The 23594-nt window shown below is 68.5% G+C and carries 20 protein-coding genes, 1 tRNA gene and 1 other RNA gene; 11 read left to right on the forward strand and 11 right to left on the reverse strand.

What is annotated here, in order from left to right; translation table 11 throughout:
- The first annotated feature begins 41 nt into the window (after positions 1–41).
- Positions 42–1616, forward strand: a complete 1575-nt coding sequence (locus ACWEH3_RS14210) for a wax ester/triacylglycerol synthase domain-containing protein (protein ID WP_450018029.1) — start codon at positions 42–44, stop codon at positions 1614–1616.
- Here ACWEH3_RS14210 and ACWEH3_RS14215 read toward each other — a convergent pair.
- The 3 genes from ACWEH3_RS14215 to ACWEH3_RS14225 form a co-directional block, all read right to left on the reverse strand.
- Positions 1558–2196, reverse strand: coding sequence for a hypothetical protein (locus tag ACWEH3_RS14215; RefSeq protein ID WP_450017918.1), 639 nt, complete (start codon positions 2194–2196; stop codon positions 1558–1560). The genes ACWEH3_RS14210 and ACWEH3_RS14215 overlap by 59 nt on opposite strands.
- Before the next feature lie 99 nt (positions 2197–2295).
- A complete protein-coding gene (locus tag ACWEH3_RS14220) occupies positions 2296–2718 on the reverse strand; it encodes a hypothetical protein (protein WP_450017916.1) in 423 nt (140 codons plus the stop codon).
- A gap of 69 nt (positions 2719–2787) precedes the next feature.
- Positions 2788–4029, reverse strand: coding sequence for a hypothetical protein (locus tag ACWEH3_RS14225; protein WP_450017914.1), 1242 nt, complete (start codon positions 4027–4029; stop codon positions 2788–2790).
- A 397-nt stretch (positions 4030–4426) separates the two neighbouring features.
- Between ACWEH3_RS14225 and ACWEH3_RS14230 the strand changes: the two genes are divergently transcribed.
- Genes ACWEH3_RS14230 through ACWEH3_RS14240 form a run of 3 tightly spaced genes read left to right on the forward strand, consistent with a single transcriptional unit; the run spans position 4427 to position 5732 of the window.
- Complete coding sequence (locus ACWEH3_RS14230) at positions 4427–4975, forward strand: hypothetical protein (RefSeq protein WP_450017912.1); 549 nt, start codon at positions 4427–4429, stop codon at positions 4973–4975.
- Positions 4954–5298 carry a hypothetical protein gene (locus ACWEH3_RS14235; protein ID WP_450017910.1) on the forward strand — a complete coding sequence of 115 codons (345 nt, stop codon included), beginning with the start codon at positions 4954–4956 and terminating at the stop codon, positions 5296–5298. Before ACWEH3_RS14230 ends, ACWEH3_RS14235 begins: the two co-directional genes overlap by 22 nt.
- A complete protein-coding gene (locus tag ACWEH3_RS14240) occupies positions 5295–5732 on the forward strand; it encodes a hypothetical protein (protein ID WP_450017908.1) in 438 nt (145 codons plus the stop codon). The genes ACWEH3_RS14235 and ACWEH3_RS14240 overlap by 4 nt, the downstream gene beginning before the upstream one ends.
- 537 nt (positions 5733–6269) lie before the next feature.
- On the opposite strand, the gene ACWEH3_RS14245 is transcribed toward ACWEH3_RS14240, so the two are convergent.
- Positions 6270–6354: transfer RNA gene (locus tag ACWEH3_RS14245), tRNA-Ser, on the reverse strand.
- A 128-nt stretch (positions 6355–6482) separates the two neighbouring features.
- On the opposite strand from ACWEH3_RS14245, the gene ffs reads away from it, so the two are divergent.
- An RNA gene (ffs, locus tag ACWEH3_RS14250) (signal recognition particle sRNA small type) lies at positions 6483–6577 on the forward strand.
- A gap of 224 nt (positions 6578–6801) precedes the next feature.
- Complete coding sequence (locus tag ACWEH3_RS14255) at positions 6802–8091, forward strand: aminotransferase class I/II-fold pyridoxal phosphate-dependent enzyme (protein ID WP_450017906.1); 1290 nt, start codon at positions 6802–6804, stop codon at positions 8089–8091.
- Between the two features lie 218 nt (positions 8092–8309).
- On the opposite strand, the gene ACWEH3_RS14260 is transcribed toward ACWEH3_RS14255, so the two are convergent.
- Both ACWEH3_RS14260 and ACWEH3_RS14265 read right to left on the reverse strand, forming a co-directional pair.
- A complete protein-coding gene (locus ACWEH3_RS14260) occupies positions 8310–8750 on the reverse strand; it encodes an SRPBCC family protein (RefSeq protein WP_450017904.1) in 441 nt (146 codons plus the stop codon).
- Positions 8751–8758: 8 nt separating this feature from the next.
- Positions 8759–9565 carry a methyltransferase domain-containing protein gene (locus tag ACWEH3_RS14265; RefSeq protein WP_450018027.1) on the reverse strand — a complete coding sequence of 269 codons (807 nt, stop codon included), beginning with the start codon at positions 9563–9565 and terminating at the stop codon, positions 8759–8761.
- 172 nt (positions 9566–9737) lie between these two features.
- Here ACWEH3_RS14265 and ACWEH3_RS14270 point away from each other — a divergent pair, with 172 nt between their 5' ends.
- From ACWEH3_RS14270 to ACWEH3_RS14280, 3 genes are all read left to right on the forward strand, one after another.
- Complete coding sequence (locus ACWEH3_RS14270; RefSeq protein ID WP_450017902.1) at positions 9738–10313, forward strand: HhH-GPD-type base excision DNA repair protein; 576 nt, start codon at positions 9738–9740, stop codon at positions 10311–10313.
- 125 nt (positions 10314–10438) lie between these two features.
- Complete coding sequence (locus tag ACWEH3_RS14275) at positions 10439–11149, forward strand: hypothetical protein (protein WP_450017900.1); 711 nt, start codon at positions 10439–10441, stop codon at positions 11147–11149.
- Between the two features lie 343 nt (positions 11150–11492).
- Entirely contained in the window at positions 11493–12767 is a 1275-nt protein-coding gene (locus ACWEH3_RS14280; protein WP_356963410.1) for an ROK family transcriptional regulator, read from the forward strand.
- Positions 12768–12830: 63 nt separating this feature from the next.
- On the opposite strand, the gene ACWEH3_RS14285 is transcribed toward ACWEH3_RS14280, so the two are convergent.
- A complete protein-coding gene (locus ACWEH3_RS14285) occupies positions 12831–14462 on the reverse strand; it encodes a DUF2207 family protein (RefSeq protein ID WP_450017897.1) in 1632 nt (543 codons plus the stop codon).
- Between the two features lie 352 nt (positions 14463–14814).
- Between ACWEH3_RS14285 and ACWEH3_RS14290 the strand changes: the two genes are divergently transcribed.
- Positions 14815–15669 (forward strand): neutral zinc metallopeptidase, encoded by an 855-nt coding sequence (locus ACWEH3_RS14290; protein WP_450017895.1) that lies wholly within the window; start codon positions 14815–14817, stop codon positions 15667–15669.
- 134 nt (positions 15670–15803) lie between these two features.
- On the opposite strand, the gene ACWEH3_RS14295 is transcribed toward ACWEH3_RS14290, so the two are convergent.
- From ACWEH3_RS14295 to ACWEH3_RS14310, 4 genes are all read right to left on the reverse strand, one after another.
- Positions 15804–17120 carry an ammonium transporter gene (locus ACWEH3_RS14295; protein ID WP_450017893.1) on the reverse strand — a complete coding sequence of 439 codons (1317 nt, stop codon included), beginning with the start codon at positions 17118–17120 and terminating at the stop codon, positions 15804–15806.
- A gap of 90 nt (positions 17121–17210) precedes the next feature.
- A complete protein-coding gene (locus tag ACWEH3_RS14300; protein ID WP_450017891.1) occupies positions 17211–17852 on the reverse strand; it encodes a TetR/AcrR family transcriptional regulator in 642 nt (213 codons plus the stop codon).
- A 44-nt stretch (positions 17853–17896) separates the two neighbouring features.
- On the reverse strand, positions 17897–20143 hold the full coding sequence (locus ACWEH3_RS14305; protein WP_450017889.1) for an MMPL family transporter: 2247 nt from the start codon (positions 20141–20143) through the stop codon (positions 17897–17899).
- 80 nt (positions 20144–20223) lie between these two features.
- The gene (locus ACWEH3_RS14310; protein ID WP_450017887.1) at positions 20224–21042 is read right to left on the reverse strand and encodes a hypothetical protein; all 819 of its coding nucleotides are present in this window, start codon (positions 21040–21042) and stop codon (positions 20224–20226) included.
- Positions 21043–21492: 450 nt separating this feature from the next.
- Here ACWEH3_RS14310 and ACWEH3_RS14315 point away from each other — a divergent pair.
- The coding region (locus tag ACWEH3_RS14315) for a DNA polymerase III subunit gamma and tau (protein WP_452358328.1) at positions 21493–23594 on the forward strand (2102 nt) is incomplete at its 3' end.

The raw sequence follows: 23594 nt of genomic DNA on the forward strand, positions 1-23594 counted from the left end.
GGTGATCCGGTCCGAGTCGATATCGTTTACCTGTGAGCGCGATGGCACCGCAGGACGCGACGATGTATTGGTTGTCCGAACGTACGCGCAACGACCTTTTTCTGTTGTATTGCTTCGCCGATCGTGGACTGCCCACGGTGGAACTGCGCGCCGCCGTGGCCGAACGGAGCGCGGGGATCGACGACCTTCGGGTCCGGCTGCGCGAACTGCCCGCGGACATCGATTACCCGATGTGGACCCGATGCGAATTCGGCGCCGAGCAATTCGTGGAACATCAACTGCCGGAGCGCAGTTGGTCGTGCTTGCTGGAGGTCCTCGGCGATCTGCTCGGTACCGGAGTCGATGCCGCCGCGCACCCGTGGCGGCTGCACGTGTTCCGTGCCATCGCCGACGCGCCGGGGCTGGAAGGCGAGCCCGCGCTGGTGGCGGTGCTCCAGATGTCCCATGCCCTGGCCGATGGGCGGCGGTCCTCGGCGATCGCGCGTGCGTTGTTCTCGGAGACTCCCGCGGTCGAAGACGGAAGCCGGACGGAGTCGGCGGCGCCCGAAGCGGCGGGTTCGGCGGATGACGCCAGGACCGCGCCCGGGTCGCGGCTGGAGACCCAGGTGCGGTGGCCGGAGGTCACCGCACGGGTGCGGACGATCGGTGACGCGATGTCGGCAAGGGTATCGGCGGTCGGGGTGCTGGTCGGCTCAGCGGTTGGTGTGCTGCGCATGCCGGTCCGGGTGGCCGCGACCGCGGTGCGCGGTTACCAGGCATTTCGGGCGCAGCGGCGGCTCGCGGAACTGACCGAGTCGGGTGACGTGCCGCCACCCGCAGCCGGTTTTCCGCCGAGTGTGCTGAATCGGTCTTCACCGCAAGGTATCTCGCGGCACGAAGCTCGAATGCTGGTATTCCCCTCCGCCGACTTGCGGGTGCCCGGCCGCACCGTCACGGTGGTCGTCTTGACCGCGGTGTCGCTGGCGCTCGCCCGCTACCTGGCCGAGCTGGGCGAGCCGGTGGAGCGGCTCGGTGCGCAGGTGCCGATGGCGCTTCCCGAAGCAGGCCGCGCACGCAACAATTATCGCGGTCTCGGCGTCGACCTGTTCATCGACGAGCCCGATCTGCGCCTGCGCGCCGACAAGATCGCCGCGGCGCTCGCCGACCGGCGCGTCCGCGCACAACACCCGCTGCTGTCCGCGCAGGACCGGGTCACCGCGGCCATGCCGGCCCCGCTGCTGCGCCGGGACGTGGATCGCTACCCCCTCGACGCCGTGCCCGACTCGATCGAGGGTCACACCGTCGTCTCGAGTGTCGACCGTGGTCCAGCCGATCTTTCGTTCGGTGGCGGCGCGGTACGGTTCACGGCCGGGTTCCCGGCCCTCGGTTCCGTCATGCATCTCACCCACGGCGTGCACGGACTCGGCGACACCGTCACCATCTCGCTGCACGCCGACCCGGCGGTGCTGCCCGACCTCGACGCCTACGCCGCCCACCTGCGTGCCGCGCTGCTCGAAGCGCACCTCACGCGGGGTCGACTCCGCTCCGGCGTCGCCGTCGGTGTGACGAGGCCGCCGGTCAAGAACGGGCGAGGGCCGGCTGCGGCGCGGCCTGGTGCACTTCGGCGGATATCTTGATATCCAGTTCGAGCCGGGTGGCGTTGATGACCGAGCGCTCCTCCTCGACGGTGTTCTCGATCGCCCGCGACCACAGCGCCTGGATCTCGGCGATCTCTTCGGCGGTGGCCTCGCCGTCGAATTCGATCCGGCGGCGCTGCAAACTGATGTTGAGCGCCGCGGTGAGCGTGCGCATCAGGTCCTCGCAGCGATTGGGGATCTTGCGATGCGACATGACGCGCAGGTTGCTGATGTAGCCTCGCGAGCCGGTGATGATCTGCCGGATCTCCGCATCGACCTCATCCAGCTCGTCGGCCTCCCAGAGTTCGCAATGCAACAACTGCTGGCGAACGTCGCTCGAGATGGACAGCACGGACGAGACCGCGGTCAGCACCGATTCCCGCCGCCACTTGTCGTGCTCGCGCCGCTCGGCCGCCGCGTTGGTCGACTCCACATTGCGCTGCGCCGCGTCCAAGGTGACCCGGTTCCGCTCGTCCGCGGCGGTGAGCGCCGCACGGTTGGTGCGGTTGTTGACCAGCACGCCGACCAATGCCGCAATGGCAACGATGAGAGAACCGAAGAGCGGGAGCCACTGAGTCACGGAGAAGATCATTCCATCGGAATGGGCAGTCGCACAGCCCAGATCGGACGAACCAGAATCGTCCGGCTACTCCGAGGGAATCTGGAAGCTCGACCGGCATCAGTCCCGTGCGGCGCCGTTCGGCCACACGACATCGACCGGCACACCACGTTCACGCGCGAGCCCGACCACCGCCCCGGTGCCTGCCCTCTGCCCGGCATCGCCATCCCACACGGCGACAAGTCGATCGACCGACCCGACCACGACATCGTTGGCCGCCTCGTACGCTTCCCGGCCCGCGTCGTCGAAATCCATCACACGCAAGGCGGTCGCGCGTTTCACGAGCTCATCGAACAGCTCGGCGTGATCCGGTTTCACCTTGCGCTCGCGGTAATTCCGGGACGGCAACACCACCTCGAGCCGACCACCCGCATCGAGCACCGCCCGCGCGAACACCGAATCGGACCCGCGCGCAATACAACTCACTCCGACCAGATCGCGCGCATCGTGCTCGTCGAGCAGCGCACGCACCGCGTCGTACACCAACGACGCCGTAGCCTCGGTGATGTTCATGTGCCCGGTGACGCCGATCCGCACCATGCAGATGTGCTCCTATGCTGTCGCGGCAACCATTGGCCGCATCCGCTCCCGCAACTCGACCACCGGTCCCACCGTCACGAACTGCCCGGTGCGGTTGTACACCCGCGCCAGCTTCTTCGCGACACGGTCGGATGCGGTCTGTTCGACCGCCTGCAAGGCAGTATGACCGACGCGGCATGCTTCCTCGAGCTCGCCCTCGATGATTCGGGCCTCGACCATGCCCAATTGGTCCAGGGCCGCGCTGCGCCGCCGACCTGGCTTTCGTGACTCGATCGCCCGCCCGATGCAGTCCGCGGCTTCGGACGCGGCCGCACGGTCGCCATCGCGGCGCGCGATATCCAGCAGTCGGCCGCCGATCGTGCCCGCCAGTTCGGCGCTGTCGAAGTAGCGAATCCAGTCGGGATCCATCGAATGGTCGGAGTCGGCGAACGTCGCGTGCGCCTTGTCGCAGGAGCGCCGGAACGCGGTTCGGCGGCCGAGTTGCCCGTACGCCCATGCCTCCCGCGTGAATAGCATCGCCTCGGTCGTCGGGGTGAGATGCCCGGCCGCGTAGTCCTGCGCCAGGCGGACCAGTTCGAGGGCGTCCCCCGGCTGCTTCAGCGACAGCAGCTGACGCGCCATCCCGGCCAACACCACCGCCGCGAACGCACGGTCGTCGGCTTCCCGCGCGGCCCGGACCGCCAGCGCGTAATAGCGCTGCGCCAGCCGCTGATGCCCGGAGTCCCACGACATCATCGCCGCGGTTTCCGCCAGTTCTGCCATAGTGGCCGCGAGTTCGCGGCGGATCTCCGCCGGATGCGACTCGGTGAGCAGTTCATTCACCTCGGCCAGCTGCCCGACAACCGCTTTGCGGCGCAGGCCGCCCCCGTGCTGGTCATCCCATGCCCGGAATATGTGAGCCGTGGTGCGCAGCTCCTCGACCTCTTGTAGACCGATACCGGGACGAGCGCGCCCCGGCACCTTCAGCGTCTCCGGTGCGGTACGTAGCCACCGCTCGAGCGGTTCGAGCAGCGGTGCACCGGCGACTATGCCGAGTAGCGCGCGGCCGACCTTGCGGCGATCAATCATCAGGTCCTCCCGGGTCAGATCGGCGGCGACCACAGTAGCTTCAGCCGTCCACATATCGGGAGGCCACTGCGTAACCACCGTATCCGTCCCGACGGGGTTGATGCTCTCGGTGAACCGTGCACGCTGTTCGGAGGTGGCTCGTGCGAGCAGCGTGTTCATGATGCCCGCAGAGTTCGTGTTGAGCACGGTATCGCCTTCTGCTCGCCACTTCTTCACGGTGGACAGCCCAACGCCCGACTTCTGCGCGAACCGTCGTTGTGTGAGCCCAAGAGCATCGCGCAGCGCTGTCGCCCGCGTGCCGGTCCATGCGACCTGCATATCCAACTGTGACCCCCCGAACTCGCCGAATGAACCCGAAGTAGACCGGAGTAGACCGCGAATTGGACCAGGGTAGCCCGCAATGCCATTCCCGCCGTGACGATTACGCGAGATGGTACGAGAGCACACCGGTGCTGGACCGCAGGGGTTTTCTCCTCATCACGCCGTGGATCCGCACCCGGCCCCGCGGAGACCGGATCTCGTTCGGATCAAGGCGGACGACTCCGGCGCCGGTGCGCCCGAACCATCTGTCACGGAGGCAGCCATGCGTATTTCGCGAGACACCCGGGACCTGTGGGAGTCGCACTGCGGCGAGTGCGGCACCGAACCAACAGATCTCGATCTGGAGCGTGCCCGGTTCATCCTTGTGGTCGGGGGCTACCGATTCCGGCACGGTCTGCCGGACTGGCATGAGGTCAGCGCGGCAATCCGCTACTTCACCGGCGATAAGCCGGGCGATCACCTGGTCACTCGGTGGATGCGTGCGCTCGCGCAGCTGCATCGCACCCGTCGCGTCAGTCCTGAATGTGTCAGCGAGATAGACCGGCGCCGAGCCGAACTCGTGACATCGATCAACCAGTGGGTCGCCACGCACCTTGCACCGCCCCGTGTCTACGCCGATGCGGTCGGGCCTGTGGCTGACGCGCTCGTCGCCGCTTATATCGACGCCGAGTCGCTTCTGATGGCGCAGGACGAATTGGCCAAGGAGGCTTTGCATTCAGCGTGGTCTCATGTGGGTTACCTCGCCACCCAGTGGACCGACCTCGTCGCCGCAGTGGTGGACGGACAGCAATGCCCTCCGGGCCGGTGCTGATCATCGCCGCCATGGACGCCGCCGTCATCGCCTGCATATTCGTTGCCGCCTGGCTGCTGACCGGCGCACCGGCGACCGGGCTGCGGTTCACCGAGATCGACGAACGCCTCAGCCACGAACCGCCGCCCCGGCCGCTGACGGTCGAGCAGGCGCGCCAGCAGTGGGCCCGGCATCTCGGCTGTCGGCTCGGCTGCTGTGCCCGCAAGCGGGAGATCCAGCGGATATTGCGCGCGGCCGGAGTCGCGCCACCTCTCGACGCTACATCGACGGCCCCGGCTCGGCGAGGCGGTCGGCATGCCCACCCTAGAAGGAGAAGAACATGAAGTTACGAATCGGCCGCGACGTGCTCGCAGGGTATGCCGCAGCGGCGGTGCTCACCGGGGTCGTCCCCATCGCCGCGCACGCCGACCCCGGATACCAGGCCACCGCTGACCGTGCCTGCACGTTCGCCTTCAACAAGGAGCCCTACCTGCTGCACAACGCCGTCGTCGTCGGCGGAACAGTGAAATGCGACCCCGCCCCGCTCGAGTTCCGCATCGAGTTGCAGCTATGGCACCGGTCGGGCACCAGCAACCCGAAGCCGAAGGGTGACCACGTCGTGGTCACCCAGATCCCCAACCCGAACCTCCACGTCGCGACGATGGCGTTGGACTGCGTACCCGGCATGTGGCAGGGCAAGATCGTCATGCGGGCTACCTGGGACACCGGGTCGAACGAGGTCCGCAAGGAGACCACGCCCACCATCATCCCGTGCTAGGTTGACGCCGTGAAGCTGCTCTATATCAGTAGCGGCCCTGTCACATGGTCGACTCGCTGGCTCTGGTTGCGCCAAACCTTGTACCTCCGGTTCCGGGGTCTCTCCCGCCCGCCCGGCTACACCAGGAAACTCCAGTGGAATTCTCGCCGCGAATACGGCGGATGGGTCATCCGTCCATCCATCGGATGGCGTCGGATCCGCTGGGTAACCCCACCGCTGCACTACACGCGCGCCATCCCCGCTGACGACATGTACGCCGTCGGCAGTTGGATGTTGGAGAAGCTGGAGAAGTAGACCGGCGCACCGGACACAACGAACCCCACCCCGTCTCCGAATTGACGGAGGCGGGGTGCGTTATTCGTCGGACAGGCCGACGCAGGGCATGGAGTGGGCGCCTGCCCCCGGGTGGGTCGCCGTCCAGCGGTGCCACGACCATCAGAACTGGGTTCCGCCGGCATCTCAGCGATGCGTTCGGCCACTAATGAGAAAAGACCTGGCCGGAACAGGTAAAACCGTCCTGACCAGGCCCTTCTTCAGCGGAGGATAGGGGATTTGAACCCCTGAGGGCGTTAACCCAACCCGCGTTCCAGGCGAGCGCCATAGGCCACTAGGCGAATCCTCCGTGGAGCAGCATACCGGTAGCCCCCGGCCGGTCGCCAAATAGGTGGGGTGACGTGGGGGAAGTGCCTGGTCGGTCGGGGGTGGTGGACCCGGAAGATGGGTTTGCGGGCCGGAGGCGCTACACTGGCCGACGGATCCCGCGCGGCGCGCATCCTGTGAACCCCCCCAGGGCCGGAAGGCAGCAAGGGTCAACGGGCTCTGCCGGGTGCGCGGGGTCCCCTTTCAAAGGCCCCGCGCGGGTGCCCGGCCAGTGCGGACCGCGGACGGACCCAGGCCGGTTTCGCCTCTCGATCCGCCCTCGGATAACGCCTCCAATTCCGGGCACCACACGGGTAACGTGAACATCGTCCGCGGATGCACGTGCGTCTGCGCGGACAACTGTTCGGTCGCCGCCGCATATCGGTCCGGCCAAACCACCGTCCCTTCGCTGCTTGAAAGGCTGCCCAGGATGCCCCGGCAAACGCAGATCGGTTTGATGAGCCATGAGGAGCTCGTGCTCGAGCACGACACCCAGACCGCGAACTACGCGACGCTCAAGACCGAGAAGCTCACGCTGGACCTGACCCGGGGAAAACCTTCGCCGGAGCAACTCGACCTGTCCGCCGAACTGCTGCACCTGCCCGGCGACGGCGATTTCCGTGACGGCACCGGCACCGACTGCCGTAACTACGGTGGCCTGCACGGTCTCCCGGAGCTACGCGCCATCTTCGGCGAGCTGCTCGGCATCCCGGTGGACAACCTGCTCGCGGGCAACAACGCCAGCCTCGAGCTGATGCACGACGTGATCACTTACGCGATGCTGTACGGCACGAATGATTCCGAACGCCGCTGGGCCGCCGAGGACACGCTGAAGTTCCTGTGCCCCGCCCCCGGTTACGACCGGCACTTCGCGATCACCGAGGCGCTCGGCTTCGAAATGATCCCGATCCCGATGCGCCACGACGGCCCCGACACCCACGCCATCGCCGAGCTACTGGCGAGCGACCCGCAGATCAAGGGTCTGTGGGCGGTGCCGAACTACTCCAACCCGACCGGCGTCGTCTTCTCCGAAGAGGTTGTCCGCGAACTTGTCTCGATGCCCGCCGCAGCGTCCGACTTCCGGTTGTTCTGGGACAACGCGTATGCGGTGCACCCGCTCACCGACACCGCGGCCCCGGTGATCGACGTGCTCGGGCTGGCCGCCGCCGCCGGAAATCCGAACCGCCCGTTGGTGTTCGCTTCCACCTCGAAGATCACCTTCGCGGGCGCGGGCGTGAGCTTCATCGGCGGTTCCACCGCGAACCTGGACTGGTACCTGAGCCACGCCTCGAAGAAGAGCATCGGCCCGGACAAGATCAATCAGCTGCGCCACCTGCGCTTCTTCCGCGATGCCGACGGCGTGCGCGCGCACATGCAGAAGCACCGCGCCATCCTGGAGCCGAAGTTCGCCCTGGTGCTGAAGATCCTCGAGGACCGCCTCGGCGCCTCCAAGGTGGCCTCCTGGACCGAGCCCAAGGGCGGCTACTTCATCAGCCTCGACGTGCTCGAGGGCACCGCGGCGCGGGTGATCGCCCTCGCCAAGGATGCGGGCATCGCACTCACCGCGGCCGGTTCGGCATTCCCGTACCGGAACGATCCGGAGGACAAGAACATCCGGATCGCGCCGAGCTTCCCGAAGCTGCCCGAGCTGGAGAAGGCGATGGACGGGCTGGCCACGTGCGTGCTGCTGGCGGCCACCGAGAAGCTGCTCGGCAAGTAGGAGCGGCCGCGGAGCGGACAACGCCCGGCACGGATTTCGTGCCGGGCGTTCCCGTCTGTATCGAACGCCGGAGGCGCGGCCGAACGAGCTGGACGGCTGGCCGCGCTGCCGGGAGTCCGCTTCGAGCCGTGCTGCGACGCGTGCACCGCTGGGCGCCGCACAGCTGGCAGCACTAGCGGAAACCGTGCCGCGAACGGGACCTAACCGAGGCCCGACGCTTACCCGGTCTCCAGCAGTTCCTTCAGCCGCGCCAAGTCGGCGCGATTCGCCCGCCGGATCGCTGCTTCCAGCACGGGCGCGGTCAGCTTCCGTAGACCCCTCGGCTCGCCTCGGTTGCGCAGCGTCATGCGGGTACCGCCTTCGGGCGTATCGGCCCAGGTGTAGGTGGTCTCCATCGGAAACGGACCTGTCACGGCACGCATCACCAGCCGCAGGCCGGGCGCGTAGTCGGCCACCTCGTAGGTATAGGTAAGCCTGCCGCCGAGAAAGTGGGCGACGAACGTCATCCGCGAGCCCACGCACAGCGGCGGCTCCGTTTCCCACGTGACGCTGTGGATGCGCGAGTACCAGGCCGGAGCGTGCCCCGGATCGGCCGAGTACGCGGCGACCAGCTCGCGCGATCGGTCGATCACGACGTCGGTCAGCACGTCGACGGCCATCGGCCGGATCAGCGCGGTTTGTGCGCGAGGACGGCGAACATGGTCACCGAGAGATGGATGTCGCCGTTGGCGGCGCCCGCGTCGAGGTCGGCGAGCAGTTGATCGCGCTCCGCCTCGGTGATCGCGCCGCGCGCGACCGCCATCGCCGAGATCCTGGTGATCAGCGAGCCTGCGCCCACGCTGCGGTCCTGCACCAGTGCCTCCGAGCCGATGTCGTCGACGACCAGGCCGGCCTTGGCGAGCAGACCGGGCAGGCGACGGCCCGACAGCGGATTGGTGGTCGCCGACACGAGCGTGTCGATCACTTCGCGGACGACCCGCCGGTCACCGGGATGCACGATCGCCGTGCCCCAATCGCTGTCCACCACGACCACGCGGCCGCCAGGACGCAGCACGCGCGCGATCTCGTTGGCCGCGCGGGCGGGGGCGGTGAGGTGCTGGAAGACGCGCTCGCACAGAACGGCGTCGAAGCAGTCCGCGCCGAACGGCACGCCGTAGGCGTCCCCGGAGTGGAATTTCGCCGTCGAGCCGGCCTGGGCGGCACGGCGCTCGGCGGAGGCGAGCAGCTGCGGGTCCGGCTCGACGCCGACCGCGCTGCCGTTCGGACCGACCGCCTCGGCGAAGGTGATGACCTCCGACCCCGTGCCGGAGCCGATGTCCACGGCGTGTTCGCCCGGCCGCAGCGCGAGCGCTTCGTGCGCCCAGGTGCGCAAGCGGCGGATACCGGGCAGCGCGGCCTGTAGGTCGCGCACGTCGACGAGCTGGTCATGGCCTGCTCGGTCGAACCGATCGGGGCGCAATGCGTAGGTGTTCATGGGCCCGTGTCCATCCCTGGCCGTTGCCGTCGTCTTGGTCGGTGTCGCCGTCGTCTGAGGCATGGCCTGGAGCCTACGCGGCAGGTCATCTACCCGCGCGTAGGGGATGTGAGGTGGGTCACTATCGCTGACGACTAGTCTGGTACTGCCCAATAGACGGAGAGGCGGGACAGTGACGCGCACGCTGTGCCTGGCGCAGGACGCCGAGGCGGACCAGCTACTGACCGAGGACCATTTCGCCACGCTGCTGGGCATGCTGCTGGACCAGCAGTACCCGATGGAGCACGCCTTCCGCGGCCCGAAGAAGATCGCCGACCGGATGGGCGGGTTCGACATCCAGCGCATCGCCGAGGCCGATCCGCAGGAATTCGAGGACCTCGCCGCTACCCCGCCCGCGATCCACCGCTACGGGCGGTCCATGGCCCGGCGCGCCCAGGAGCTGGCTCGCTATGTCATCGAGCACTACGACGGCAAGGCCGAGAACATCTGGACCGCGGGAGACCCGGACGGCAAGGAGGTGCTGCGCCGCCTGCGGGACCTCCCCGGCTACGGCGAGCAGAAGGCGAAAATCTTCCTGGCCCTCCTCGGCAAGCAACGTGGCGTGCGGCCGGAAGGCTGGCGCGCGGCGGCGGGCGCGTACGGCGACGAGGGCTCGCGCCGTTCGGTTGCCGACGTGACCGACGCCGAATCCCTCGCGCAGGTAAGGGAATTCAAGAAGCAGGCGAAAGCGGCAGCCAAAGCGAAGTAGTCCGGTGACCGTAACTCCCCGGTTGCCTATTTGAAATCGCCCTGCGTTTTTTCCTCGTTATCGCAGAGTCGGTGCCCGATGCTTTTGGCTGGTACGGCTCGACCTGAGATGAGGGATTGCAGGACATGAGGATGAGGAAGCTCGCCGTGGTGGCGGCGCTGGTGACCATTGCGACCGGAGTGGCCGCTGGTACATCCGGTGCCGCCCCGGCAGAAGAAAACGCGGAAAGCGCAATCAATTTCACCGCGCACGCGACCGATACCCAGTCGATCATCGAAATCGACGCGGGCTCGCTGGTGGTGGAGAACGAGGTGCTCGAGGTGAAGGCCTCCAACGGTACCGTGCTCGCCGCGCAGCCGCTGCGGTTTCAGCTCGACGACTTCGAATTCCCGATCGCCGCAGCGGTTTCCGGCCGCACCGCGACGCTGACGCCGGTGTTCGACCGGGAACACGCGGTCTACAAGCCGGTCGCTCTGCCGTACGAGGACAAGGCGCCGTGGAAGACCGAGTACGACCGTGAGGTCGCCGCTTGGACCCGTCTGACCAGCACTATCTCCGCCGGTGCCACCATCGGCACGCTCGTCGGCGGACTGGCGGGCGGCGCCATCGGTTGCGTGCTCGGCGGCATCGCCGGCGCGACCGTCGCCTCCGCCGCGATCGTCGGCCTGTTCGGCGCGTTCATCCCGGCCGCCGCCATCGGCTGCCTCGGCGGCATCATCGCCGTCGGCGCGCTCGGCACGCTCGTGGGTCAGATCCTGATCACCGGTCCGGTGGCGGTCGCTGCCGCGATCCAGTACTTCACGACGATCAATCAGCCGTTCGTCGCCCCGAAGTAATCCTTCCGCGTGAAAAGACTCCGCTGTGCCCGGCTTCCGGGCGAGCGGGGTCTTTTTCGCGTGCTCGCGACCTGGGGAAACAATGTGCGTGTGCACACAGCGGCGCGTCGAGGGTTGGTGCGTCGCGCAAATCGGTGTTAATTTTAATGACATGTCTGCCGGCCGATGGAACCTCCTGCGCGTCACTTACGTGACCGCCGCGTTGGGTCTGCGGCTGCCGTTGACACGCGAACTGTGTCGCCTCTCTTGCTGCAGCTGAGCTGTTTTTCCTGCTCGTTTGCTGCCTCGCCGCCCATGTAGGCATGTCCCGTTCGATTACGGGACTTCAGCAAGGATCTGCACAATGTCCCTTCCCACCCTCGAACGATCCGTCTCCAGGGTTGCGGGCAGCCGTGCCCGCGTCCAGCGCCCGGTTGTCGCCCCTGAACTCCGCATCGGCGACAATCCGGCGGCCGCGGTGCTGCGCTCCGCGACCGGCGGTCCCGTCTCCCGCGACAATGCCGCGCGCACAACGGGTTTGAGCATCGCCACGGTCAACCGCCAGGTCTCCGCACTACTCGCGGCCGGCCTGCTGCGGGAACGTCCCGATCTGACGGCGTCGGGTGCGGTCGGACGCCCCCGCGTCCCCTTCGAAATCGATCACGACGCCTACCTGACGATCGGTATCCACATCGGCGCCGCGGTCACCAAGATCGTCGCCGCCGATCTGCGCGGCCGCATCCTCGGCGGCTTGGCCATCGCCACGCCGCAGACCGGCCAGGAGTTCGCCACCACCACCGTCGCCCGCAGCGCCAAGGCGTTCCTGCAGCGCTGGCACCGGCGCAAAGCGCTGTGGGCCGGTGTCGCGATCGGTGGCCGAGTCGACCCGCTGACCGGTGTCGTCGACCACCCGAAGCTGGAATGGCGTGGCGCGCAGGTAGGTTCGGTGCTCGGCGAGGTGCTGGAGTTGCCCGTCTCGGTCGCGCCGCACGTCGAGGCGATGGCAGGCTCGGAGCTGTTGCTGCCCACCGGTGAGCCCAAAGATCAGGCCCGCGTCGAGCGGGGCAGTAGCCTGTATTTCTACGTGCGTGAAACCGCCGGTATCGCGGTGACTTTGGACGGTCGCGTGCACACGCCGAGCAACGGTCCAGGATCGATCGCGCACCTGCCCACCGGTTCGGACGTCGAATGCACCTGCGGACGGCGTGGCTGCTTGGAGGTGACCGTCGGTGATCGGTCGCTGCACTCCAGGGCCGTCGGCCGCGGCATCATCCCGGCGCACAACGGAACCGCGGGCTCGACCATCGCGGATCTGTATCGCGCGGCGGAGGCGGGTTCGGAATCCGCGCGCGAGCTGCTCGCCGAGCGGGCCACCATCCTCGGCCACACCGTGGCGATGGTGCGCGACATGCTCAACCCTGATCGGGTGATCCTCGGCGGCCAGGCCTTCACCGGCTATCGCCCGGCGGTAGCGCATGTGGCGCGGGCGTTCAACCAGGGTTCGACGCTGCCGCCCACCGATATCCGCATCAGCGGATTCGGCGGCAAGGTACAGGAATACGCCGCCGTGGTGACCTCGCTGAGCGTCCTCTACGCCGATCCGCTGGCCGCCGTCCGGCGAACCGCGTTGACCGACTGAGCAATACGACCAAAGGGCGACCGGACACGCTGTCCGGTCGCCCTTTTCGTGCGTGCGGGAAGTTTACCGATGCGGGTCGCCCGCGGTCGCGAACAAGCCTTCCAACGCTGTGATGAAGAACGGGAAGTGGCTTGCGAAGCGTTGCAAGTTGCGGTCGCGTTCGAAGCCGCCGAACCAGTAGAGGCCGGGTTGCGCGTCGGCCGACGGATCGAGGTCGCGGAAGGCGCGGATCCAATTGTCGGCACGCGCACCGATCACCGTGAACGGAAGGGCGCGAGAGAACACGGTCTCCTGGTCGATCGGCGGGATATGTTCGCGCCGGGTGGTCTCCAGGCCGCGCTGGAGCGCGCGGATCTGCCGGGCGAGTTCCAGGCCCCGGCTCGTCCGCACCGGCAGGTACTTCGGGAAGAGCAGGGTCGCGACACCGCCGAGCGCGATGGCGACACCGACCAAGGCGTGCCCCGAGGTGAGCGCGAGCGCTACGGTCACCGCGACACCCGCGACCACCAGCGCCCCACCGAACCACACCGCGATGCCGGGACGGCGGCGATCGAGGAAGTTGCCGCGGGCGACGGCGTCGGCGATCAGTGCGGCGCGAACCGGGCCGGAGGTCATCCGCCCCGGCGCGCGCAGCTCACCCAGTGTCACGGCGTCGGCGCCACCGGGCAGCAATGCCTGGTAGACGGCCTTCTCGTAGTCGCGCAGTTGATCGTCGGGCGTATTGACCCGGGTGATCCGCCAGTCGCTGTCGCTGAGCGGCGTGATCCGGATGTAGCGGCGCACCGCGAGATCCACCACCGTGGCGGCGATGTCGACCGGATCGACATACCCGTCAAGCAGCAGGCCGGCCTCGCCGGGCAGCGCGCCCTCGGGTGAGCTGAACTGCACTCGATCGCCTTCGCGCAGCAGCGGGTCGATCGTCTCCGTGCCGCCGCCCACCGTCGCGTCCTGGCGGCGGGCGCGCAGCACGAAGACGGCCAGGATCGCCAGCGCGAGCAGCAGGACGCCGAACGCCACGAGCACCGGGGCGGTGATCGCGAAGGGGCCCGCGTCGCCGCCGCCGCGCACGTCGGCGTTGCTCGGCACGGTGCCGGGCGGCAATTGCAGCGTCAGGTCGATCGCGTCGCCCTTGTGCAGGTCGGTTTGCTCGAGAAAGAGGACGCCGTCGGACTCGATCTTGACGTCGGCGCACGGGCGGGTGTTGCCGGGCGGGCCGAGTTTGCAGTCCACGATGCCCATTTCGAAGCTCGGGCTGATCAGCGAGGCGCTGATGGACGCGATGTCGGCGCCCATCACGCCGAGCCAATGGAACACCTGGGTGCCCGGCGCGTCACTGACGGTGTTCTGCACGGAGTACTGGAAGGTGGACTTGCCCGGCCGCGCCTCGATGGTGAACTGGTCGTTCGCGACCGTCGCGGTGCCAGGGCCTTCGGTGTTCACATCGGTGACTCGGAAGACGCGCTCGGCGTCGTCGTTCACCTTCAGCCGCAGTGGAAGCGACATCCGGAACGATCCGTCCGTCGGCACCGCGATCTGTTCGACGACTTCGAGGACGCCCTCGCGATTCAGCTTCAGATCGGCGGTGATGGTCACGCCGTCGGGTGCGGGCTGGGCTTGGGCGACCGGGGCCGCCGCGAACATTGCCGCGATGGCGAGAAGCAGCGCGCCTAGGGCGGCCCCCCGAAAAGTCAGCATGGCTGCCTACTTTAGACAGCTTGCTATTCTGCGTCAGCGGCTGTCGGCGATCACTGAGACGAGGGGGTACGGGGGCGTGACCCAACCACCGTACGGACACGGACCGGTCCCGCACAGGGGGCGTCCGGTTCCTCCGCCGCCCGGCTACGGTGCGCCCTATGGACCACGCCCCGGTTACGGTCCGCCACCTGGATACGGCCCGCCACCCGGCTACGGCCAGCCGCCGGGGTATGCCCAGCCCGGTTACGGACCGCCGCCGGGATACGGCTCTCCGGTCCCTCCGCCGATGCCCTACGGTCCGCCTGGGCGGCCTCCTTACCCGCCGCGGCGCAAACGCGGTGGCGGTGGATGGGTGGTGCTGCTGATCGTCATCGTGTTCCTGGTCGCGGCGGGGCTGGTGCGCAACGCGATCTCGGTGGGACGCGGCGACAACGACGCGTCCGGCCCGCGACCGAGTTTCACGTTCGACGCCCAGCCGGACGGGTCGACCGGACCGTCGGAAACCGGAACCAACCCGTTGCTGACCGATCCGAGCACCACACTCGTTCCGGCGCGATGCGACTACTCGCCGTGGGGCACCCAGGTCGACGCCGCCCGCAAGTTCTTCGAAAGCGCCGCGTCGTGCCTGGAGTCGGCGTGGAAACCCGTATTGCGCGAGGCGAATCTGCCGTTCCAGCCGCCGTCGCTGAACGTCAGCGCGACCACGTCGGGCATAACGACGCCGTGCACCGGCTCGACCAGCAATTTCGCGGCGTTCTACTGCCCGGCGAACAAGACCATCTACATGCCGATCAGCCAGTTGCAGACGGACTACTTCAAGGACAACTGGGTGGTCTACCTCTCGGTCTTCGCGCACGAGTACGGACACCATGTGCAGGCGATGTCCGGCATCCTGCGCAAGGCCAACAGCGATCGGGCCGACGCCGGGCCGCGCACCGCCAAGGGTTTGGAACTGTCCCGGCGAGTCGAATTGCAGGCCAATTGTTTCGACGGCATGTACCTCTCCTCGTCGTCGAAGGGCGGCTCGCTCACCGATCCGCAGATAACCGTGGCCCGCAAGGACGCCTATGGGCGCGGCGACCAAGCCGGGGACATGCGCGACCACGGGTCCGCCGAGAACGGCGGTGAGTGGTTCGAGACCGGGCTGAACAAGAACCGTGCGGCCCAGTGCAATACGTTCACCGCGTCGGCGGGCTCGGTCAGCTGACGCGCCGAGCGGGCACGGGCCCCGCGGTGGTCATCCGGTCCGGCTCAGGCCGGGCGAAGGGCGGCGGCGCTCTCCGGTGAGGTAGTCCGCGATACCGCCCCGAGCCCGGTGCCGATTAGGGGGAGTGGCATCGATCAGAGCTTCGGATCGTCGTCGAGCGTGCGATCGGGATGCGGACGTCCGAAATGCCCCTCGCCGAGGCGGCGGGGCGCGTGTCCATGCACCCCTTCCGCATATGCCGTTTCGGCGTGCAGGGCGAAGTCGATCCCGGCGGTCTCGTCCTCCTTGCTGACGCGGAAGCCGACGAGCCGGTCGATGCCCTTGCCGAGCGCGAAGGAGACGCCGAAGGCGTAGGCCGCGACGACCAGCACCGCCACCAGCTGCTTGCCGAGCTGGGCGAGTCCACCGCCGAAGAACAGCCCATCGGCGCCGCCGGTCATCACCGCGGTGGCGAACAAGCCGATCAGCACGGTGCCGACGACTCCACCGGCGAAGTGCACGCCGACCACGTCGAGCGAATCGTCGTAACCGGCCTTGAACTTCCAGCCCACCGCGAACGAGCACACCACGCCCGCGGCCAGCCCGACCAGCACCGCGCCCAGGGTGTTGACCGACCCGCACGAGGGCGTGATGGCGACCAGGCCCGCCACCACGCCGGAGGCGGCGCCGAAGGTGGTCGGCCTGCCGTCGCGGATCTGTTCGACCGCCAGCCAGCCGAGCATGCCGAGGCAGCCCGCCACCAGCGTGTTCAGGAAGACGGCCGCGGCGAGGCCGTTGGCTCCCAGCGCCGAACCGGCGTTGAAGCCGAACCAGCCGAACCACAGCAGGCCGACGCCGAGCAGCACGAAGGGCAGATTGTGCGGGCGCATCGCGTCGGTCCGGAATCCGATGCGGGGGCCGAGCACCAGCGCGAGGGCCAAGGCCGACGCGCCGGAGGCGATCTCCACCACCAGTCCGCCCGCGTAGTCCAGCGCGCCGAACCGCGCGAGCCAGCCGTCCGGGCCCCACACCCAGTGGGCGATCGGCGCGTACACCGCCAGCGCCCACACCGGCACGAAGATCATCCACGCGGAGAATTTGGCGCGGTCGGCGATGGCGCCGCTGATCAGCGCTGCGGTCAGGACGGCGAAGGCGAGCTGGAACGTGACGAACAACAACTCCGGCACCGAGCCGTGCACCGAACCCGGATCGATGCCCGCCATGCCCAGGTGATCGAGGCCGCCGATCAGGCCGCCGCCCGCGTCCGCGCCGAACGCCAGACTGTAGCCGAAAAGTAGCCAGGCCACGGTCACCAGTGGGATCGCGATGAAGTTCATCATCAGCATGTTGAGCACGCCGGTCGAGCGCACCATCCCGCCGTAGAAAATGGCCAGGCCGGGGGTCATCAGCAAGACCAGGGCCGTGCTGATCAGCAGCCAAGCGGTGGCCGCGGGGTCGATGGTCGGGGACACGGGTTACTCCTTCCGCGCGAATGCGCTGCGAGGAAGTTACCGAATGGTCGCTCGCGGGCCGACAACAGACCGGAAAATGTGGCTCCCGAGTCAGGCGGAGGGCTGATCCTTCCGGACACCGCGCAGCCACGCGGCGACCGCGTCCGGCGTGGGCGGGTCCGCGCCGACCAGGTCGAGCACGGTGTAGCCGATGCATGCCGCGCCCATCACGCGCGAGGCGGTCGCTTCCGCGTCACCCCAGGGCAGGAAGGGTTTGGCGAGCAGGAGGGAAGCGATGCCATGACCCACCGACCACAGCTCCAGCACGATCGGCAGCGGGTCACGCGGCGCGATCGTCCCCTCGTCCATGCACTTGCGCACGGTGGCCGCGAAATGCTGGAAGGCCCCGCTGGTGAGGACCTGATCCACCGCGCCTCCGATCTCGGTGGGCGCGGTCGCCAGCCGGTACTGCTCGGGATGCTCGAGGGCGAAACGGACGTAGGCCATGCCTTGGTCGTGCAGCTGGGTCAACGGAGAGGTCGCGGGGTCGGTGGCGGCCCGGATCGCGTCGGCGAGGTCTTCGAAGACCTTGGCGACGACCGCCTCGAGGAGCTCGTCCTTGTCGGCGAAGTGCCGGTAGATCGACGGCGCGCTTACCCCGACCAGCTTGCTCACCGCCCGGATCGAGACGGCGTCGGCGTGCCCGGTGCTGGTGAGCAGCTCTGCCGTGGCCCGCAGGATCTCCTCGCGCAACTGGGCTCCGGAACCGCGCGGCGACCGCGGACGCCTCCCACCGATCATGCGCGTCCCGCGGTTTCCAGCGGGCGTGCGGCGGTGTCCTCCTCGCCCTCGGTCAGCCCGATCTTGGCGTGCAGGCGGGCCAGGGGTGCGGGCGCCCACCAGTTGGCCGGACCGAGCAGGCGCATGAGCGCGGGCGCGAGCAAGCCGCGGATGAGCGTGGCGTCGGCGAGCACGGTCAGCGTGAGGCCGAGCCCGAGCAACTGCATGAACGACACCTTCGCGGTCACCAGGGCACCGAGCACGATGGCCATCAGCACGGCGGCGGCGGTGAAGATCCGGCCCGTGCGCGCCAGGCCGATCGCGACCGCTCGGGTGTTGTCGTGCGTGGCCAGCCATTCCTCGCGCACCCGCGACAGCAGGAACACCTCGTAATCCATGGACAGGCCGAAGGCCAGGCAGAACATCAGGATCGGCATGGTCGGCACCAAGTATCCGACCGCGGTGAAACCGAGCAGGCCCGACAGGTGGCCTTCCTGGAACACCCACACCATCGCGCCGAACGCGGCCGCCAGCGACAAAGTGTTCAGCACGAGCGCTTTGATCGGCAGCACGACGCTGCCGGTGAACAGGAACAACACGACGAACGTGGTCAGCGCGATCAGGGCGGCGGCGAGCGGGAGCCGGGCGGCCAATGCCTGCAGCGAGTCGGCGTTGGCCGCCGCGGCGCCGCCGTAGAGCGCGTCACCCGGTGCGGGGACGGCCCGGATCGCTTTCAGCTGACGGTCACCGGCGGGCGAGAAGGGGTCGAGTTTGGTCGCGACGCTCAAGTAGGTTCCGGTGTCGTTGATCATTCCGGGCGGCGGCGGCGCGACTCGCGCGCCGGTCACGTAGATGCCCGCGGCCGACAGCACCGCCGGTACGCCGTCCACCTTGGACAGTTGCGCGGCGTATCCGCCGAGCGCCGCGTTGTCGCCGCGATAGCCGTCCAGCACGATCGTGGTGCCGGCGACCGGATCGGCCTGGGGGAATTCGGTGCGCAGGGCGTCGCCGACCTGACGGCTGGCGGCGGAGTCCGGCAGCACCCGGTCGTCGGGATAACCGAACTTGACCGACAGGAACGGCGCGCCGAGCGCGAGCAGCAGCGCGATGATCGCGACCGCGACCGGCGCGGCGTGCCGCATCACCACGCCGGCCAGCCGGTACCAGGCGGTGTCCTCCGGCGCCTGCGGGCCGGGTGCGGGCGCGCCGCGACCGAACAGGCGGCGCAGCGGAGCCCGCAGGTCGAGGGAGTTCACCCGATGGCCGAGCAGCACCAGCGCCGCGGGCAACACCACGATCGACGCGATCGCCGCGGCGGCGACCACCGCGACGCCCGCGTACGCGAAGCTTTTCAGGAAGTACAGGTCGAACACGCTCAGGACGGCCATCGAGAGTGCGACGGTGAGTGCGGAGAACAGCACGGTGCGCCCCGCGGTCTGCACGGACCGGATGGTGGCCGCGGCTGGATCCAAGCCGTTGGCGAGTTCTTCCCGGAAACGGCTGACGATGAACAGGCTGGAGTCGATGGCCAGCGCCAGCCCCATCGCCGTCGTCATGTTCAGCGCGTAGATGGAGACATCGGTGAACAGCGTGAACATGCGCAGCAGTGCCAGCGTCGCCAGAATGGCGAACACCCCGATGGCCAACGGGAGGGACGCGGCGACGAGGCTGCCGAACACCAGGACGAGCACGATCATCGACAGCGGCACCGCGACGCCCTCGGCCAGCGCGAGGTCGCGGGTGGTCTGCTCGGTGACGTCGTGATAGATCGCGGCGATGCCGCCTTGGCGCACCGTGATGCCGTTGGAGACCCCCGCGAACTGCCGTTCCAGGTCGCTCGCGGTCTGCTGCACCTGGGTCTCGTCGCCTTCGATGTAGGCGACCACCAAGGCGCTCTTGCCGTCGGTGCTGCGTAAGGCGTTCCCGAGCGGCTGCGGCGTGGTCCAGTAGGACTGGACGCCCTGGACATCCGTGCGGGATTTGAGCGAGTCGGCCAGCACTGTGCCCGCCGCCTTGGTGGCCGGATCGTCCGCGCCCCCGCCCGAGCTGACCAGCAGGACGAAATTGGGCGCCGCCCCGGCGAAGTTGTCCGCGATCAGCTGGGCGACGCGAGCGGATTCGGCATTGTCGGAGGTGAACCCGCCTGATTTCAAATGCGCAGGCGCGGTGGCGCCGAACACGCCGCACAGCACGGCGACCGCGAGCGCCGCGGCCAGCACGGTACGCGGAGATCGAGTGATGAATCGGGCCATCCGGGTCAGCATCGCGGCTCCGCTCGCTAGGTTAACGGCGTTAGAGTAACGCCGTTAACCTATGCTGTCGAACTCGCACGACGCGCCCGAGGTCAACCGCGGGACTTACGGATGGCCCGCAAGCCCCTTCGGCCGGGCACGGGAAGGTCGTCGCACATTTCCACCCATTCCGCGGTGGTCAGCCACAGTTGCTGCGCGCGGGCATCGGCCGTGTTGTGGAAGATCCGGCGGCCCCGGTCGTCGCGCAGTTCTTGCGCGACCACCGACCAGCGCGGCGGGCGGCCGTGCTCTGCCTGGTAGTCCGCCAGATACGTCGCGATCGCGGTGCCGATGGTGTTCACGGGACGCAACGACACCCGGTTGCCGTACTGCGCCGCGTAGAAACGCCGCGCCGCGCACAGGGACCGGGGATTGGCGTTGGAGGCAATCCACCCCGCGCGCTGCGCGCGCTCGATGAGCCAGAGGTGTTTGACCGCCGACGGCGCGATATTGCCGACGCGGGTGCGGATCAGCGTCATGATCTGCTCGGTGCACAGCACGTCGCGGCGGGTGGGGCCGTAGCCGTGCGCGGTCCAGTGCGCGTCTGCGAGTTTGGCGAGCACCCAGCCGAAGTCATCGATGCTGCGCTGGGCGCGGCGGCCGAGGCGTTCGATGCGCTCGGCTTCGCGGCGCATCTCGTTCTGCGCGGTCAGGGTGCGGATCGCGGCCATGGTGGGCACCTGGCCGCGTTCGAGAAGCTCGAGGATGGCGGCGGCGGTGGCCGGATCGGCGGCCGCGGTCACCGGCAGCGAGTCGCGCTTGATCGCGAACTCCTGGGGACTGATGGCACGGCTCAAGAGGGCGACGGCGGAGCGGTCGCCTGCGAAATCGGTGCTGGAGAGCCAGGCGGCGGCGATGTCGTCACACGACACGTGGACGGTCCTCCGGTGGAAGTGGGGATTGGCGCTGGTCACCCGTTGGCGGAGCTTTGTTGGTTGTGCCCCGGTCGGGATGAGGGACCGGCCGGGGTCACCAACCTGATGAAGGTTTGGCTACCGAAGTTGCCGTCTGCCACGTTAGCCAGACGATTGCATCGATGTCACCCATGGTGACGGTTTCGTTATTTCCAAAAAGTGGAGGTAAATCGGGGTGGGAGTCCATCTTTTCCGGCCGCGACGGGATGCCGCGGCGGGTGCGTCCGGTATTCGCACGTGCAGGATAGGAGATAGCTCTGAGGTTGCTGTTGCGCATGTCCCGGCCGGACGCCGAAGAAGGCGACGTGCCTGTTGTGACGTGGATCACATTTCTCGGCGTCCGTGTGCCGCTGCTCGGGGCGGTAGGCGGGCATGCGCGTTGTCGGTGGTCGCCGGTAACCTCTGGCCGTGGCTCTGTACCGGAAGTACCGACCGGCAACATTCGCTGAGGTGGTGGGTCAGGAGCACGTCACCGACCCGCTGAGTACCGCGCTCGACACGGGGCGGATCAGCCATGCCTATCTGTTCTCCGGTCCGCGCGGCTGCGGCAAGACGTCTTCCGCGCGCATCCTCGCCCGATCGTTGAACTGTGTGCAAGGGCCCACTTCGACGCCATGCGGCACCTGCCCGTCGTGCGTGGCGCTCGGGCCGGGCGGCCCCGGCAACTTGGATGTCATCGAACTCGACGCCGCGAGCCACGGCGGTGTCGACGACACCAGGGAATTGCGCGACCGCGCCTTCTACGCGCCCGCGGAGTCCAGATACCGCGTGTTCATCGTCGACGAGGCGCACATGGTGACCACCGCCGGGTTCAACGCGCTGCTCAAGATCGTCGAGGAGCCACCGGCGCACCTGATCTTCATCTTCGCGACCACCGAGCCGGACAAGGTGCTGCCGACCATCCGTTCGCGCACCCATCACTATCCGTTCCGGCTGCTGCCGCCCGCCACCATGCGCGGACTGCTCGGGCGGATCTGCGAGCAGGAGCACGTGCCGGTCGAAGAAGCCGTGTACCCCTTGGTGATTCGAGCGGGCGGCGGTTCACCGCGCGACAGCCTGAGCGTGCTGGACCAGCTGCTGGCCGGCGCGGGCCCCGAGGGCGTCACGTATGCCCGCGCGGTCTCGCTGCTCGGTGTCACCGACGTGGCGCTGATCGATGACGCGGTCGAAGCGCTGGCCGCCGACGACGGCGCGACCTTGTTCGGCACCGTGGACCGGGTGATGGAGGCGGGCCACGATCCGCGCCGTTTCGCCGTCGACCTGCTCGATCGCTTCCGCGACTTGATCCTCCTGCGGGCAGTGCCCGACGCCACCGAACGCGGCCTGGTCACCGGCCCCGGCGACGTGCTCGACCGGATGCGCGATCAGGCCGAGCGATTGGGTTCGGCCACCTTGACCCGCTACGCCGAGCTGCTGCACGAAGGTCTCGGGGAGATGCGCGGCGCCACAGCGCCGCGACTACTGCTCGAAGTCGTCTGCGCGCGCATGTTGCTGCCCTCGGTGTCCGACGCGGAATCCGCCACCCTGCAACGGTTGGAACGGCTGGAGCGCGGCCTGGCCGGTGGTTCCATCGCCCCGGCGCCCGCCGCGTCGTCGGCGCATGCTCCCGCGCCGTCGCCTGCGGCTGGTTCGCCGTCGGACCCGCCTCGTCGCCGAGGTGCCGAGGCGCTGGCCGCGATTCGTCGCGAGAACCGCGGGGGTGACCGCTCGGGAAGCGCTGCGGAAGCCGGTGGTTCGGCGCATGGCGGGGGAGGGGAGCGTGCCGGAGGCGCATCCGCGGGTGCGGGGAACGTCGATGATACGACGCCGGTCGGCGGTGTGCGAGCCGGGAATCCGTCTGCCGATACGGCGGGCTCCGGTGCCGGCGCGGAATTCCCGGGTGCCGGAGGCGGGCGTCCGACGGAGCCTGCCGCAGGCGAGTCGGTCGCGCCGGGTTCGCCTGCGCAAGGGGATACGGATCGCCCTGTGCCGGTGGCCGAACCGGATTTCGCCGAATCCGGTGGTGCGGCGGGAATGACGCCGCGGCGGGAGGCGAGCGCGACCGCCGAGTCGAGTGCTCCGCAACGCGGGACGGCAGGCTCGGCGTCTGCGTCATCGCCCGCCGCGCGTGGTGCGAGCGCGATGCCGGGCGATCTCTCGGCCGAAACCGAAGCGGCCCGAAGGCCTTCCGACCTTTCGGCGACGTCTGAGCGCGGATCGTCGGAGCGGGAAACGAATGCGCGGGCGGCCTCGTCGGCCGTCGATCCGGCCGCCGGGCGACAGCAAGGGACCGATCCGGCTGCCGGACGGGGTTCTACCGCTGGGCAAGAGCGCGGCGCTGATTCGGCTGCTGGACGGGGTTCTGCCGCTGGGCGGGAGCAAGGGGCTGATTCGGCTGTCGAGCGGGGTTCTGCCGCTGGGCGGGAGCAAGGGGTTGATTCGGCTGTCGAGCGGGGTTCTGCCGCTGGGCGGGAGCAAGGGGTTGATTCGGCTGTCGAGCGGGGTTCTGCCGCTGGGCGGGAGCAAGGGGC

It is taken from the genome of Nocardia sp. NPDC004718, assembly GCF_053601535.1.